The following is a 15,444-nucleotide window of genomic DNA, read 5'->3' on the forward strand; positions in this document are numbered from 1 at the left end:
GCACGGTTTCCCCAAGCCCAATGCTCTCCGACTATATCAAGAAAAGTTTCACCAAAAGCTATAAGCAACGCAGAGTAAGCATCCCCGCCAAAGAAAAAGTGGCTCGAAGGCCACTAATTTACAATCAATAAAAACGTTGTAGAGCAGTCTGTTCGGCTTATTCCATTTGCAAGCAAGACTTCAATTGTAAGATCCGCTGCTGGTCTTCTGGATGGCTACTTATCCATTGTGGTATTGCGGTCTGTTGCTGGTTAAACAGCTGCTGATAACCCGCCAGTATTTGCCCGCCAGATAAACCTAAATGGGCCGCGCTATGGCAAGCAAATAAATCGGCTCGGCTCTCAACCTCACGCGAATACCCCATATTTAAGCCCAAGACTGCGGCCCCCATTAAACCATCAACCAAGGCGCTCGCATCACCCACCAGTAGCATCACCGCGCTAGTGACCAGAGTCGAACGAACCAAGGCTGTCATCCCGTCGTGGTGGACAAAGTGGCCCAGCTCATGCAGTAAAATGCCGTTCAGTTGCTCTGGCTGTTGCATCAGTGAAACTAAACGGTCGGTCACAATAATACTGCCGTCGGCTAAGGCAAAAGCATTGGCTTGTTCACCCATGTTGTAGAAGAACAATTTTGGCTCGCCTGGTAGCTCCCCAGTGCCTTCAACTAAGCGCGCAAAGTTTGCGCTAATTTGTTGTTGTAGGGACGCATCCAACTGGCTGTCTTGAAAGCCGAAAGCTTGCAATTGACTCAAGGTTTGTTGACCCAATTCTTGCGAAACTGAATACGGCACAAAACCGGCCAGATAGTGTGCCAAACGCGGCAGTCCCTTATCGATACTCCAAAACATCAATAGGGCACTCAGCAGCACGCCAAACACTATCGCTAAAAGGTTACTCTCGATGCGCTTCGCCAGAGAACCTTTGCCATGGAGCTCTAGCCAAGCCGCTAACTGCTCGGGCTGTTCCGCGACAAAGCGGTGACCATTGGCAAATATCAGACTACGTGGCTGACGGCCAATCGCCATCGACACTTCGACTTCGGCCAAAGATGCTCGAATACAGCCTTCCTCATCACGAAGCTCCAGCTTCCCTTCATCGGAACAACTTAAACAGGCGGCTCGAATTAGCGAGCTATTCGCCACAAACACTTTTCCAGAAATAAGCATGTCAGTCCTAAATCACGCCAATTTCAATACTAAATGCATCGGCTACTTCATCGGCAATCGCGACATTACCGTCATCCACTTGATTATGAGTAGTCAGTTGATCGATATCGCCGTCAATTGCGGTGGCATTTGCCATAAACCGAGCGTACCTAACCTTTACCAAGGGTAAGGCCAAACCTAAAGAGAACACAGTAAGCAACAAATTGCTAAGTAGCAAAGCTAAAAACGCCCAAGGTTTCACTGTTGAATTTAGCTGCAATTTATCAGCTAAAACAGTTTCACCAAATTGATAGTTACGTAAGCAGGCTTTTAGATAGGCACTCACAAACCAGCCAAGCAAAAACATACTGATATAAATTGCCAAGATAGCCCCAAACAAACCATAGTGAACACCAAGATCACTCTCTAAGTTTTCCGGGTTAAGCTGCTGTATTAATCCCCCCAACTGAGAGAAATCAATACCAATCGAACCCACAAAAATAGCGACTCCGATTGCAACAATGACTAATAAACCGCTTAAGCCGATAGCCGCTGTCTTTAAATAGATTTTAAATATGCGTCCGGTACCAATCTCTGCGCCAAATTGTTGCTGCCCCCAGCGATAGCCATTTAAAATAAACTGACTCATTTGGCTGGTAATTAAAGCATAGATAAAGGTTAAACCTAGTCCACAGGCCACAATACTAATGATACCGAGGATCCACGGTGAGCTCATTTGGGCGAGAAATGTCAATCCCCCGGCAGCGATAGCGAAGCCAACAAAATATAACAAAGGCAGTACCAATAACACCATATAAGCACGGCCATAACTGCCTACAAAATCGAATCGAACATTCCGATAGCGCGTCATCCGAGCATCAAAACGTAAATTACGCACCACTAACACAGGCGTAGCAAGCACAAACAGAAGCACCATTAAGCCACCAATAGTGGGGTGAAATGAAGGTAGCGTAAGCCACCCAAGCACCAAAATTACCGCAATAATTCGGCCAATAAGAATTTGTATAGGTTTTGCCAAATACTCAAAAGACTCACCGGCAAGTTCGGTATTGCCGTAAAAATACTGCTTATTGCGCACTTTAGCCCAAGCGGAATAAATCCCCAAAGTAATAACGGTGAGTAAGATATTCACGATCCAAATGCCAAAATATTCACCGGCACGCCCTAAGAATGTAAATTGGTGACGCGGCTGTTGCTGACTTTCCATGTAATCGATTCCTATTGGGAATAAAAAGTAAAGGTTAGGTTTAAGCTACTGACAAATAAATTTTTTATAGTATTTGATTTGCTTAACAAAAACCAACTTTAGCATCAATTTTTGCCGTTCCAATCGCTCGCACTAGCAAACCATTATTCAATAAAAAAGCGAGAGCCATACTTTAATAAAAAATAAAAATGCTTTATAAAATCCAGCTTTCAGATAAAGATACTGGATATACGAATATTGCGCGCATTTATGCTGCCTTTTTATCTATAATTCATCAAGTCATGATATTTGTCGTTTTTTTGTCAGCACTCATTGCATCAAGCAAGCGGCTCTCTAGAATGACTGGTTTGGCTAACATTTGTGCATGGGAGGATAAAATTTGAATCAAGACAGAAAACGGATCGTATTAATTGAAGATGACTCTCGACAACAGCAATTGGTAGCTACATTTTTACGCAGTGAAGGTTTTGATGTGATCTCCTCGGAACGAGGAGATGATGCGCCGGTATTAATAGCGAAACATTTACCCGATGCAGTGCTACTCGATCTGATGCTACCCGGTATGGATGGTATCCAAGTCTGCCAAAAGGTTCGAGAGTTTTATACGGGGCCGATTTTAATGGTGACAGCTCAAGGTGATGAGGTCACCGAAGTATCGGCGCTCAATCTAGGGGTTGATGATTTCTTAAAAAAACCGCTGCGGCCACATGTATTATTAGCGCGTTTACGCTCGATGTTACGCCGCAGTCAATGCTTAGCAGAAACTGACAACTACACAGAATTTCGCCCCAACCCCAACCGTATAGTTTATCAAGAGCTGCTGGCCGACAAAACTCAGCGACGAATTTGGTTAGCGGACCAATTGCTCGACTTGACTGATGCCGAATTCGACTTACTCTATTTCCTCATGGATAATGCTGGACACGTGCTTCCCCGAGACCTTTTGTTTAAAGAAATAAGAGGTATCGACTATGATGGTTTAGACCGTTCTCTAGACATGCGAATATCCACCCTACGCAAAAAAATAAATGACAATGCACCACCTTATCGCTACATAAAATCAGTTCGAGGAAGAGGCTATCTGTTTGTTAAAGAAACTTAATGATCTTCAGCTAAGGTTCTTAGCATGCTAACCCTATTTCTTCGTTTATTCTTATCATCGATCTTTGCGATCTTTGCCGCCACCATCCTCTATGCCTCTTTGATACAAGAGCATATCCAACAAATTGAACGCCAACAAATCCGCAAAGTCGTACTCCCCATCTACTATTTATTAGAACGAGATATTCTTCAAGCCAAGCAACCCGATATCAACGCGATCCTAGAAAAGTACCAACAAGAGTTTCCTTTTTTCATTCGACTGATGCCACTGAGTCAAATTGATCAAGATAAGCGTTTGCAGCTGCTACGCCACCGAGAATACATACAGGTTGTGACGCATATTTTTAATGAAGACGAAATCACCTTGTATTATCTATGGCCAAATCAACAAGTTTTGGAACTGACTTTAGATGAAAAATTTGTCGATCGCGGCGGGTGGCTATTTTGGTATATGGTGGTATTTATTACTGGGAGCCTAGCGGCAACGGTGATGTGGTTTTCTTTTTCAATGACCCGCCATACCTATCACTTAGCGAAAATAACCAAGTTATTAGGCGAAGGTAATTTCGACGTCACCGCCAATGAGAAAACCCCTGCACCAATCAACCATATGGCGCGTAGCCTAAACGCCATGGCTTACCAATTGAAAACTCTCATCCAAGAGCAAGACGCCATGACCATGGCGGTATCTCATGAACTAAAGAACCCGATTAATAATCTGCGTTTTGCTTTAGATATGACCCGATCGATTCATGATATGCATACCATGCACCAACATATTCAAGATATGGACGAAGATCTAGATAGCCTTGAAGAGCTGACTCATGAATTAATCAGCTTTTCCCAGCTGTCGAAAGCAACCACCAGTAAACTTGAATTCGTTAAGCCTAATCCTTTGCTCGTGAGTGACTGTGAACGCTTCGCAAAATTAAATCCAGCTCTCAATATTCAAATTGAATGTACTGAAGATTTATCATTAATGGTGGATCCCAAGTTGCTACGCCGAGCCCTTAACAATTTAATTGTAAATGCGCAAAAGTATGCAAAATCGCAACTGTTAGTTCGAGCCTATCAGCGTGGAACATCGGTATTTTTTGAGGTTCACGACGATGGCATCGGGGTACCTGAACAGCACCGCTCGTCAATTTTTATGCCCTTTGCCCGAGTCGATGATAGTCGTAGCAGGCAAAGTGGCGGCCACGGTTTAGGCCTATCGATAGTCGAAAGAATTGTGATTAATCACGGCGGCAATGTCAGTGTCGGCGATAGCCCCTTAGGCGGTGCACTATTTACCATAGAACTACCAACTCATGGAAAACAAGCCTCTAGGGCTCACAAACCAAAATCACAAAACAATGGCCATGAGCCCTGTTCGTGATTATTTTACCGCCGTTTGTGGTTGATTTAGGCAAGGCCGAGCCGAGGTGACAAGCGATTGGCCGCAACCATTTGTAGAACCAGCTATCAACCCGCAATACACAACGCTAAAAATAACCTCGAAATATAAATCGAGCTTGGGTAAAATCCCCCCTTCTTTTCAAATCTGTGAATCCGCCTTTTGAGTACATCTACCCCTGCTAACACGGTTATTATTCTCGATTTCGAAACCACTGGACTATCGCCAAATCAAGGTGACCGAGCCATCGAAATTGGCGCCGTATTGCTAGAAAATGGACAAGCCACCCAACGCTTTCAAGAACTAATGAATCCCGGGTTTCGAATTAGTTCCTTTATTGAAAATTACACCGGCATTAGCAATCGAATGATCAGCAATGCCGCACCATGCGAAGAAGTGATGGAACGTTTCTGTGATTTTATTGGCGGGCACAACTTAGTCGCTCACAATGCGTCTTTTGATCAACGTTTTCTCGATGCAGAACTCAAGCAAATTAATCGTCACTATACGGGGCAATTTAGCTGCTCCATGTTACTTTCGCGACGTATATTTCCAGCGGCGCCCAATCATAAATTAGCTAGTTTAGTGACCTATCGAAATATCGCCAACGACGGCATATTTCACCGCGCTTTAGCCGATTCAGAGATGACCGCAAAGTTATGGTTAAGCCTCCTCGAAGAGTTACAAACAGGTCACCAAATCACTTCACCAAGCTTTAAGCTGATGCAGCAAATTAGTGCTAAAAGTAAAACCGCGGTGCCTAATTTTCTTCGCCGCGTCGCACAAAAACAGTTTTAATTGGCAGCATAAAAACGAACCGAAGGTTTGATAGCTTCGCGCGACATGATATGGGACAATTGGCAATTATTTACAATCGCCAAACAATGGATCATCGATGAAGTTATTAATTCGCAACCTTGCCCGCACCACGAGTGAAGCTGAGTTACTCGCTCTATTTTCAGAGCAGGGCAATGTGCAAGAGTGCACCTTAGTTCTCGATAATGAAACCGGTAAGTCGAAAGGCTTTGGCTTCGTAGAAATGGCGGATCCAACGGAAGCTGAAATCGCTATAAAAGCTTTAAACGGCAAAAAGATAGCAGGCAATAAGATCCGAGTGAAACAAGCAGCAGAAAATCCCCTCGCCAGCCGTGCCCCTACAGCAGCAAGTGCTTCTATTTGGCCTGAAGTCAGCGAGCAACCAAACAAACCTTCAGAGCAAGACTAGAACTGTTATTTTACCGCCACTCGAGAGAAGCAGCATGATTCACCACGCTGATGATCTCGAGGCAAAGTGACATAGACGACTCAGTTAAGGTGAGCCCTCACTGCGCGGACCGCAACGAACTGCGCATTTCCAACATGACTTCAATCATCCAATATACATCTTGACGAAAGCTAAATTGAGCCAATCACACAGAAGCCCATCGAGCGATCATTTCCCTTTAAACTAATGATCGCTTGGTCAAGTCTATTCGTAGTTCTAATACCAATCTGATTAATTATGTGATCAACTTAATTGTGTAGAATAAATCTGTCGATAATCAGCTATGAGTGCAATAACTAGTGGCTCTTATCACAAGATTCATCACGCCGTTAGCGGTGATTTAGGCCAGCAAGAATAAACAGATAATGACTTAGATCGGTATCAGTCAGTCACATGCTGGCTGAATCACCACCGCCAATCATTGATTAAAACCAACAACAATCCTCGAAACGGATTTGTTTGGGATCGATCCGAGTAAAGATTTGGCATATTCACCTTTTGAATGACAGGATACAGAAATGCAGTTAAGAATTTTCTATGATGCTCAATGTCCACTCTGCGCGGCGGAAATGCGCCAGCTGAAGTCCTTTGATACCCACCAATTGATCGAATTACAAGACATCAATCAAACCAACTTTAAGCAGCGCTTTCCTCATATTAATAGACGTAAAGCCGCAAACATTTTGCACGCAGAAAATGCTCAAGGCGAGCTTCTATTGGGTTTAGATGTGACCGCCAAGGCTTGGGGCCTAGTCCAGCAAAAACCCTGGATCCAATGGCTACGCAAACCAATCATTCGCTGCGTTGCCGATCGAGGCTACTTATTATTTGCCAAGCACCGTTACCGTATCTCCGCACTAGTGGGTCGTCATACAAAATGCGACAGCCAACATTGTGGCACGGGTAAAAACCTTAATTAAAGCTTAGCCAACAGGTCTTCGTTAACGCTTACATGGAAACAAGCGATAAAATGAGCGAAGCTGTCAAGAATGGACGCTTACTGGTCGCCAAAAAATAAGCCGCAACAGCGGCTTAGTCTATTTACACTTTAATATTTATAGTTTCACCGAGTCCCGGTCTGCTCGCTGGTGCGGCGTCAGAAATATCGGTTGCGGCCACTAATTCTTGCACCGCCTTACCATCTTGCTGCTGCTGACCTTTAGCCAGCTGCGCTGAAATAACTTCCATAGACTGCGAAGCATTTGTACTATTGATTTCCATTCTACCTCCTATTTCATGGACATCAGCTACTCATCGGCCGCTAGAATAAAAACTTTAGAACTATTTTATATAAACTAAAGATATCTAACCCGAGGGACTTCGCCCCAATTTACGCTAACTTAATCTCACTCAATTAGTCCATAAATAGCGGCTGACACTGTACTTTACCCCCACCAAAGCAGTGGTACAATAGAACGCTATTTTTTAAGGTCTCTGTCATATGCAGCAAGCAAATAATCCTCTTCACGGTAAAACGCTAGAAACCATTGTCAACGAACTAGTCGATTTTTATGGCTGGGAAGAACTCGGCGCTCGAATTAATATTCGCTGCTTTACGCTTGATCCCAGCATCAAGTCTAGTCTCAAGTTTCTGCGAAAAACTCCGTGGGCTCGCGACAAGGTAGAAAATCTATATTTACGCATGAAAGGTCTTTCTTGAGCCTACACATCGATGCGCTTTCGAGCGGATTAATCACATCCCCCCTGAATAAGCGCTTGATGATAAGCGCTTATTCAATGAGCCATCAGCTTTACGCCACAGCAGCTCACAAAAAACTTAATGACTTTCGCTTGTATCTAAGGTCCTAATTTACCTATATTGACTTATCTGCATTACCGCATAGCTTAAAGGAAGTCACTATGCCGAACGCGCTCAACAGCATTCTTTTATTATTTGCCCATCCTTCACTCGAGCGTTCTGAAGTCAATGCACCGATGTTTGAACTCGCACAAACCCTGCCACAAGTGACCGCAGTTGACCTCTATCGGGAATATCCCAGCTTTAAAATTGATATTGATAAAGAACAGCAGCGCTTAATCGAACACGATATTGTTATTATGATGTTTCCCCTCTATTGGTACTCCGTTCCTGCCTTATTAAAAGAATGGCAAGACTTAGTCCTCGAGTACGGTTTTGCCTATGGTCATCAAGGGAACAAGCTACAGGGAAAAACACTACTATGCGCAATCACGGCGGGAGGAGCCGAATCGGCCTATACAGCCGATGGTTATAACCATTTTACCATCAGGCAATTACTTAGTCCGATTGAACAAACCGCTTCATTAACTGGCATGCATTACTTACCCCCCTTTGTATTATTCGGCTCACGGACAGCGGTTGAAGAAAATCGACTGCAGCAACATCTCGATAATTGGCATCATTTGTTAAGCGCCCTACAGCATGGACAAATCGATCTTGAGATGGCGGCCCACCTTCCTCAATTGAACCAGCGGCACCTAGCACTGTTCAAGGAGCGACTATGACAGGTTATTTATTACAAACCTTTGTCTATTTATGTGCCGCTGTCATCAGTGTGCCTTTGGCCAAAAAATTTGGTTTAGGCTCAGTCTTAGGCTATCTGATTGCGGGCGTGATTATTGGACCAGTGATTGGTTTAGTGGGAACCGAAACCGCCACCATTCAGCACTTTGCCGAATTTGGCGTCGTGATGATGCTGTTTGTTGTGGGTTTGGAGTTAGAACCCAAAATGCTCTGGGGCATGCGCCACAAACTACTGGGGTTGGGTGGGCTACAAGTGAGTTTAAGCACTGTGGTTGTGATGTTGATATGCCTATTATTCAAGTTTCCATGGACCATTGCCTTGGCTATCGGCCTGATATTTTCACTCTCATCTACAGCCATCGTGTTACAAACCTTTAATGAAAAAGGACTCAACCGTACCGACGGTGGCCGTTCTTCATTTTCAGTGTTGCTGTTTCAAGACATTGCGGTGATTCCGATGCTGGCCTTAATTCCCCTACTCGCACTGCCGGAACTAATTGAAAAGGCCCAGCACTTAGGAAACCAAGCCGCAGCCCACAGTTCCGAGCTTAATTTTGCAGCCCACCTGCCCAGCTGGGCTTATGCCTTAGTGGTAGTTGGCGCGATTGTGGCGGTGGTGATTGGCGGGCACTACCTCAGTCGCCCGATATTTCGGTTTGTTGCAAACTCAGGGCAACGAGAAATATTTACCGCCGCAACCTTAATGTTGGTGATAGGCATTGCGACACTCATGAGTTTAGTGGGTTTATCCCCCGCTCTCGGCACATTTTTAGCGGGCGTCGTCCTCGCCAACAGTGAATTTAGACACGAAATGGAATCCAATATAGAACCATTTAAAGGTTTATTATTAGGACTGTTCTTTATTACCGTAGGCGCAGGCATCGATTTTGAAGTCCTCAGTAATCATTTACCAGTAGTGCTCGCGATTACGTTGGCAGTGATCCTCATCAAATCGTTGGTACTCTTTGGCTTAGCCATCACCTTTAAAATCAAAAATAGTGACCGCTGGTTATTTGCCTTAAGCTTGGCACAAGCGGGAGAGTTTGGTTTTGTATTGCTCAACTATACCCAGCAAAACCACGTGATTCCGGAAGACTTGGCAAAAATTCTGTCATTGGTGGTCGCTTTCTCGATGTTCTTAACACCCGGCTTATTTATCTTCTACGAGAAGGTGATTCTGCCACGTTATGCACGGGTCGAAAACCAGCGAGAGCCCGATGAGATCGACGAGAAAGGCACCGTCATCATTGCTGGTATCGGTCGTTTTGGGCAAATTGTAAACCGCTTCTTGGTGGCCAATGGGATCAATACTGTGGTTCTCGATCATCAAGCGGGCCAAGTTGAACTAATGAGAAAAATTAACATTAAGAGCTACTTTGGCGACGCAACCCAACCCGAACTATTACATCGTGCAGGCATCGAACAAGCGAAGTTAATGGTGGTAACCATCGACGATAAGGAACGAGTCAGAGACATCGTTAAATATGTAAAACATGCCTTTCCACATATCCGTTTAATGGTGAGGGCCTTTGACCGTGGCCACGCTTATGAGCTACGCAGCCTAGGAGCTGACCACATCATCACCGAAGCTTACTACTCGGCACTGGAAATGGGAGGCAGAGCGCTAACCGAACTTGGCTTTCACCCTTTTAAAGCAGAACAGCTTAAGAGTACTTTTGATCAAATCGAAAAAGACAATAAAGATAAATTGTACCAAGCATGGTTGGCCAGCAGCGATGATAAGCACATCAGCACAGACTACCGTGAATTATTTTTAAAACTAGAAGAATTACTCGGTGAAGCGATGAATCGTGATAGAAGTGATACTCACTCTCGCAGCGAACGGGGTTGGACGCCGCCCCCCAAAGGCTATACAGACGAATTAAAATAGAGCGCAGCAATCCATCGCTCTGTCCGAGATCTTGCCTTGAGCTAACTCAAGGCTGTCGTAACCAACGGAGGCACTATGCCCGCTATAACAGATTTAAGAATTGATATTGTTTCTGATGTCGTCTGCCCTTGGTGTATTGTCGGTTACTTACGGCTACAGCAAGCTTTGGCAAAATTAGATTCCAAGCTGAATGTTCAGCTACATTGGCAACCCTTTGAGCTAAATCCACACCTCCCCGCCGAAGGGCAAAACTTAAGAGAACACATTCAACAAAAATATGGCAGTAGCGTGGAACAAAGTGAGACGGCTCGTCAGCAACTGAAACAGATTGGTTCTGACTTGGGCTTTGATTTTAACTTTAATAGCGACTCGCGTATTTACAATACCTTCGAAGCTCACCAACTGCTGCACTGGGCGGCGACTTATCAAAAACAAACTGAATTAAAACTAGCCCTATTCGAAGCATATTTTAGCCAACAACTGGCCCCCTCCGATCGAGAAAACTTACTCGCTGTCGTCGCCAAAGTGGGACTCGATAGCAGCCTAGCGGAGCAAGTACTCAATGAAAAACTATATGCCGAAGAAGTAAGAGAGAAAGAATATAGCTGGCAAAACCAAGGGATTAAGGCGGTCCCCGCGTTTATCTTTAATCAACGCTTCTTACTGTCTGGGGCGCAGAACAGTGACACACTGATACAAGTGATTGAGCAAAGCTTGCAGGATTAATTTGCCCCCACTAACTGTCGTTGTTGCTTAGGAAAGTGACTCTGCTCAGATAACCAAATATCTAAAAAATATTGACTAAAACGCAGCGCTTCTAAATGACCGATGAGCTGACCATTCAAGTAGAAACGCCCACTGTCAGCAGAATCGGCCACCAAACGTAATTGATCTCCTTGCCTTAAATTTGGCCAAATATTTGCCAGTTTGCTTAACCACTGCTGGCAAGGCGCTTGCTGACAAACCCCGAGCTTTTGCCACTGCTCTTCAGTAGCGTCTAATAGGGCTTGTCGTTCAATATCACGCAAATACTCAATACTCAAAAGCAAGGGATAGCGGTCCGCTTGATAGCGCCCATCAGCGCTATACAGGCTGACATTATAAATCGGCCAAAATAGAACTTTTAATTGAGCATTACCGACTAGCTTTAAATGCTCAATCGAATTGCTCATGGACGTGCCAAGCATCAATGCAAACAAAGCCAAATTAAACATCGCTGTTCTCCAGCAAACGGTGGGCGAGATAAGCAAATACCGCCCATAGCGGGAATAAAATAGCGAGTCCTTGCCAAACCCCCGAATGAAAGGAAAATAATTGTGCTGTACTTGCCAAATAATAACTAAGCGGTCCCAAAATACTCACCAACAAAGCCAAAAAAGGTTGCGGGAAAATCCGTAAGCTGGGTAACAACAAGGCAAAGCTGCCCCACAATAGCAGCATATAAAGCGGTAGACCCGGTTGTGCAAAATCAAGGACGCCTAAGGTGACCAAACTCCAATCCAGCAATATGCCAAGCATCGCCAACATGCTACAAGGGATTAAGATCCGCCAGCGATAGTTCCTCACTTGCAAGATAATCAACAGCAACAAACCCGCCACTAGGATCGGCTGAGCATGGTCCCCCCAGAAAAAGGCACTCAACCAATTTAGCTTAAAAGCGATGAGAACTGGCCATTGCATGCCTCACCAAGCCTTATGTAAAGTCAATTGCTCGGTGCCAATATTATGACTACGGAAACCCGCTTCACAATAAGCGAAATAAAAGTGCCAAAGCCGATAAAACTGTTCATCAAAACCAAAGTCGAGCGACTGCTGTTGGTGCTGCTGCAGACGCTGATGCCAATATTGCAGAGTTTGTGCATAATCAAGACCGATTTCCAAACGTTGCACTGGCTGCAAGCCCTGTTGGCTAAAAAGACGCTTTAACAAGGATGGAGAAGGTAGAAATCCTCCGGGGAAAATATATTGCTGGATAAAGTCCACACTATTACGATAAACGGCAAAACGACTCTCCTCAATCGTAATCGCTTGTAACAACATTAAGCCGCCACTTTTTAAGCGCTCGGCACAAAGCTGAGCAAATCCGGGTAAATATTGCTCTCCGACGGCTTCGATCATTTCAATTGACACCAGTTTATCAAAGGTACCGCTCAACTCTCGATAATCTCGATTCAGGACGGTAATTAAGTCACCGCAGCCTGCTTGCTCTACCTGCTGACAGGCATAATGGTATTGTTCATCGGAAATGGTGGTGGTGGTTACCTGACAGCCATAATGCTGAGCCGCAAATATCGCCAAACCTCCCCAACCAGTACCAATCTCCAATAAGTGATCACTTGGCTTGAGCTGTAACTGCTCACAGATCCGGCTTAATTTATTATGTTGGGCCGCAGCGAGGCTTAAGGGCTTACCGCCAAAAATAGCCGATGAATATTGCATCTGCGGATCGAGAAAAGACTGATAAAAGTCATTCCCTAAGTCGTAATGCGCCAAGATATTTTTCTTGGCCTGGCGTTTATGGTTACGCCGAAAAAAATGTTGTAACTTAAACCATGCGTTAGTGAGCCAGTGTAAACGGCGATCTAGATTATCCAGATGAGCTTGATTATTCGCCAACAGCTGCAACAAACGATGCAGATCGGAACATCGCCATAAACCCTCCATATAGGTTTCACCAGCCGCGATGCTGCCTCCTTTAAGGATCTTCGAAAACACTTGGCTGTCTAGTATATGAACTTCAACCGCATGTGGATGGTCCTTCTCTCCTAAATGCACCGAGGGATAGCCCGATTGACTCATTAAAATTGCGCCGCCTTTTAAACCATCAAAAGTTTTAAGTACCAGATGCCGAGTCCAATCTAAACTATTGCTAAAAGTTGTCGAAGAGAGCGATTTTGCAGTCGTCATAGCTTTTCCTTAAAGACATGTCTTATTTGTTTTTGGCGCTGATCGGATGGCCATAAAAAGGAACTTTCTTCCACCACAACTTCATCGCTTGCCAGTAAATACCGCCCACCACTTTTAAGGTGAGTAAAGGATATGATTGAATTACGCGACGAAGACTAGAAGAGTTCAATGGTTGCTTAAATAAACGAATACCAGCACTGAATTCTTTCTGTTGACGCCAGCAGTCAATGACCACTCTAAGTTGTGATTCCAGCAATTCTACTTGCCAGTGATAAACCATATCCATCGGGTTAAAGGGCGAAACATGAAAGGCCTTATCGTGTGCAGCCAGCTGATTTAAATCTAGCCAATACTGGTGTTTCTCTTTCCAAGGTGTATTGGTCACTTCGGCTAACATGTAATCAAAAGATGTCCCATCACCATACAAGTAGAAATTAACCGGACTAAAATACCAGCCCAAGCAACGCAGTTGCCCTAATAACACAACTTGTTTGGCTTGATAATCGCTCTGAAAATGCTGTTGGGCAGCGATCGCTTTGTCTAAAATACTGCCCGCCTGATGGCCTAAGTAATCACTCGCTCGCAACCGAAACCACGGTAGCCAACGACCAAATGCTTTAAGCTCTTGCTGCACCGCCTGTTCTTCTGCCAAATCAACCCATGCATAATAAAGACGATAAGAAAAACCATGTTTTTGCGGCACAAAGCGCTGATGAAAGGTATCCCCAAATGCGATCGCGGAGTGTTTTAGACTCATAGTTCAACCCCAAATTGCTGGCAAACTTCCACCGCAGAACGAACCCCATCTTCATGAAATCCATTGTGCCAATAAGCGCCGCAAAAATAGCTTCGGTGTTGACCATTGATCTTGCTACGCTGCTGTTGTGCCTTAAAACCATCGACCGAGAAGACCGGATGCATATAATTAAAGCGTTTCAGCACTTTGTCTTCGGCGATGGGCTGCAAGGGATTGAGGGTGACACAAAATTGCGGTGCATCTTTTAACCCCTGTAAACGGTTCATATCGTAGCTAACACAGGCTAAACGGTCGCCGCGTTGGTCACTCGGCGGCAACAAGTAATTCCAGCTTGCTCTCGCCCTATGAATGCTTGGCAATACCGTATCATCGGTATGCAAAATCACTTGGTTGGCCTGATACTTCAACTTAGAGAGGATTTGTCGTTCGTCTTCACTGGCAGCAGAATCCAAAATCGACATCGCTTGATCACTATGACAAGCAAAAATCACCGCATCCCCTTGCCATTGCGAACCGTCAGCGCAATCAATACTGACCCCTTTCGAGTCTCGGTGAATTGCAACCACATCACTGTTCAAGCGGATTTGCTGCTCTAATCCCGCGAGCAAAGGCGCAATATACTGTTTAGAGCCCCCAGGGATCACATACCACTGCGGACGATTACTCACATCTAATAAACCATGATTGACAAAAAAACGGGCAAAAAACTGCATTGGAAATTGGTGAATCCCGTTCAATGAAGAAGACCAAATGGCCGCGCCCATCGGCAGCAAATAGTTTTCTTGAAAGCGTTTGGAAAAGCCATGTTGCGTTAAAAATTGTCCTAGACTAACCGAGGTATCTAAATCCACAGCCTGTTTGGCAAGAGTATTAAAACGTAATATTTCACGAATAAATTGATAAAACCAAGGCCGCAACAAATTACGCCGCTGGGCGAATAAAGTATTTAAGTCGTGCCCGTTGTATTGCAAGTTCAACTCAGGGTTAACCACACTAAAGCTCATTTCGGTGGCTTGAGCCTGAATACCTAATTTCGTTAAAAGCTTATTAAATAAGGGGTAGGTACGATCGTTAAAAACGATGAAACCACTATCTACAGCATAACTTTGACCATTCACGGTTAGCTCATTGGTGGCAGTATGACCGCCGAGATAATCATTTTTTTCGAACAAAGTGACTTGATGTTGTTGCTTCAACAGATAGGCACAGGTCATCCCGGAAATACCAGCACCAATAATCGCTATTTTCAT

At 44.6% G+C, this 15,444-nt stretch carries 16 protein-coding genes and 1 pseudogene; 9 read left to right on the forward strand and 8 right to left on the reverse strand.

The annotated features are described in order from the left end of the window. Positions 1-157: 157 nt before the first annotated feature. On the reverse strand, positions 158-1,168 hold the full coding sequence (locus ACRRSX_RS16630; RefSeq protein WP_432452100.1) for a M48 family metallopeptidase: 1,011 nt from the start codon (positions 1,166-1,168) through the stop codon (positions 158-160). A 7-nt stretch (positions 1,169-1,175) separates the two neighbouring features. After that, complete coding sequence (locus ACRRSX_RS16635) at positions 1,176-2,375, reverse strand: YjgN family protein (RefSeq protein WP_432452099.1); 1,200 nt, start codon at positions 2,373-2,375, stop codon at positions 1,176-1,178. 379 nt (positions 2,376-2,754) lie between these two features. Between ACRRSX_RS16635 and ACRRSX_RS16640 the strand changes: the two genes are divergently transcribed. The 5 genes from ACRRSX_RS16640 to ACRRSX_RS16660 all read left to right on the forward strand — a co-directional run bounded on the left by ACRRSX_RS16640 (position 2,755) and on the right by ACRRSX_RS16660 (position 7,056). Beyond that, the gene (locus ACRRSX_RS16640; RefSeq protein WP_432452098.1) at positions 2,755-3,477 is read left to right on the forward strand and encodes a response regulator; all 723 of its coding nucleotides are present in this window, start codon (positions 2,755-2,757) and stop codon (positions 3,475-3,477) included. 24 nt (positions 3,478-3,501) lie between these two features. Further along, positions 3,502-4,854, forward strand: a complete 1,353-nt coding sequence (locus tag ACRRSX_RS16645; RefSeq protein ID WP_432452097.1) for a sensor histidine kinase — start codon at positions 3,502-3,504, stop codon at positions 4,852-4,854. A gap of 180 nt (positions 4,855-5,034) precedes the next feature. Beyond that, positions 5,035-5,670 carry a 3'-5' exonuclease gene (locus tag ACRRSX_RS16650; protein WP_432452096.1) on the forward strand — a complete coding sequence of 212 codons (636 nt, stop codon included), beginning with the start codon at positions 5,035-5,037 and terminating at the stop codon, positions 5,668-5,670. A gap of 97 nt (positions 5,671-5,767) precedes the next feature. Further along, a complete protein-coding gene (locus ACRRSX_RS16655; RefSeq protein WP_432452095.1) occupies positions 5,768-6,097 on the forward strand; it encodes an RNA recognition motif domain-containing protein in 330 nt (109 codons plus the stop codon). A 557-nt stretch (positions 6,098-6,654) separates the two neighbouring features. Next, positions 6,655-7,056, forward strand: coding sequence for a thiol-disulfide oxidoreductase DCC family protein (locus ACRRSX_RS16660; protein ID WP_432452094.1), 402 nt, complete (start codon positions 6,655-6,657; stop codon positions 7,054-7,056). 121 nt (positions 7,057-7,177) lie between these two features. On the opposite strand, the gene ACRRSX_RS16665 is transcribed toward ACRRSX_RS16660, so the two are convergent. After that, on the reverse strand, positions 7,178-7,357 hold the full coding sequence (locus tag ACRRSX_RS16665; RefSeq protein WP_432452093.1) for a hypothetical protein: 180 nt from the start codon (positions 7,355-7,357) through the stop codon (positions 7,178-7,180). Positions 7,358-7,577: 220 nt separating this feature from the next. On the opposite strand from ACRRSX_RS16665, the pseudogene ACRRSX_RS16670 reads away from it, so the two are divergent. From ACRRSX_RS16670 to ACRRSX_RS16685, 4 genes and pseudogenes are all read left to right on the forward strand, one after another. After that, positions 7,578-7,790, forward strand: a pseudogene (locus ACRRSX_RS16670) (VF530 family DNA-binding protein); the annotation flags it as partial. 206 nt (positions 7,791-7,996) lie between these two features. Then, positions 7,997-8,620 (forward strand): NAD(P)H-dependent oxidoreductase, encoded by a 624-nt coding sequence (locus tag ACRRSX_RS16675; protein WP_432452092.1) that lies wholly within the window; start codon positions 7,997-7,999, stop codon positions 8,618-8,620. After that, positions 8,617-10,530, forward strand: coding sequence for a monovalent cation:proton antiporter-2 (CPA2) family protein (locus tag ACRRSX_RS16680; RefSeq protein ID WP_432452091.1), 1,914 nt, complete (start codon positions 8,617-8,619; stop codon positions 10,528-10,530). Before ACRRSX_RS16675 ends, ACRRSX_RS16680 begins: the two co-directional genes overlap by 4 nt. A gap of 75 nt (positions 10,531-10,605) precedes the next feature. Next, positions 10,606-11,256, forward strand: a complete 651-nt coding sequence (locus ACRRSX_RS16685; RefSeq protein WP_432452090.1) for a DsbA family oxidoreductase — start codon at positions 10,606-10,608, stop codon at positions 11,254-11,256. On the opposite strand, the gene ACRRSX_RS16690 is transcribed toward ACRRSX_RS16685, so the two are convergent. Genes ACRRSX_RS16690 through ACRRSX_RS16710 form a run of 5 tightly spaced genes read right to left on the reverse strand, consistent with a single transcriptional unit; the run spans position 11,253 to position 15,444 of the window. Then, positions 11,253-11,702: a chalcone isomerase family protein gene (locus tag ACRRSX_RS16690; protein WP_432452089.1), complete on the reverse strand. Its 450-nt coding sequence runs from the start codon at positions 11,700-11,702 to the stop codon at positions 11,253-11,255. The two genes, ACRRSX_RS16685 and ACRRSX_RS16690, sit on opposite strands and share 4 nt — an antisense overlap. A 34-nt stretch (positions 11,703-11,736) precedes the next feature. After that, entirely contained in the window at positions 11,737-12,210 is a 474-nt protein-coding gene (locus ACRRSX_RS16695; protein ID WP_432452088.1) for a DUF2878 family protein, read from the reverse strand. Between the two features lie 3 nt (positions 12,211-12,213). After that, positions 12,214-13,437, reverse strand: a complete 1,224-nt coding sequence (locus ACRRSX_RS16700; RefSeq protein ID WP_432452087.1) for a class I SAM-dependent methyltransferase — start codon at positions 13,435-13,437, stop codon at positions 12,214-12,216. 22 nt (positions 13,438-13,459) lie between these two features. Further along, positions 13,460-14,194 carry a DUF1365 domain-containing protein gene (locus tag ACRRSX_RS16705; RefSeq protein ID WP_432452086.1) on the reverse strand — a complete coding sequence of 245 codons (735 nt, stop codon included), beginning with the start codon at positions 14,192-14,194 and terminating at the stop codon, positions 13,460-13,462. Then, positions 14,191-15,444: an NAD(P)/FAD-dependent oxidoreductase gene (locus ACRRSX_RS16710; RefSeq protein WP_432452085.1), complete on the reverse strand. Its 1,254-nt coding sequence runs from the start codon at positions 15,442-15,444 to the stop codon at positions 14,191-14,193. Before ACRRSX_RS16710 ends, ACRRSX_RS16705 begins: the two co-directional genes overlap by 4 nt.

It is taken from the genome of Agarivorans sp. QJM3NY_30 (assembly GCF_050870855.2).
Taxonomy (GTDB): domain Bacteria; phylum Pseudomonadota; class Gammaproteobacteria; order Enterobacterales; family Celerinatantimonadaceae; genus Agarivorans.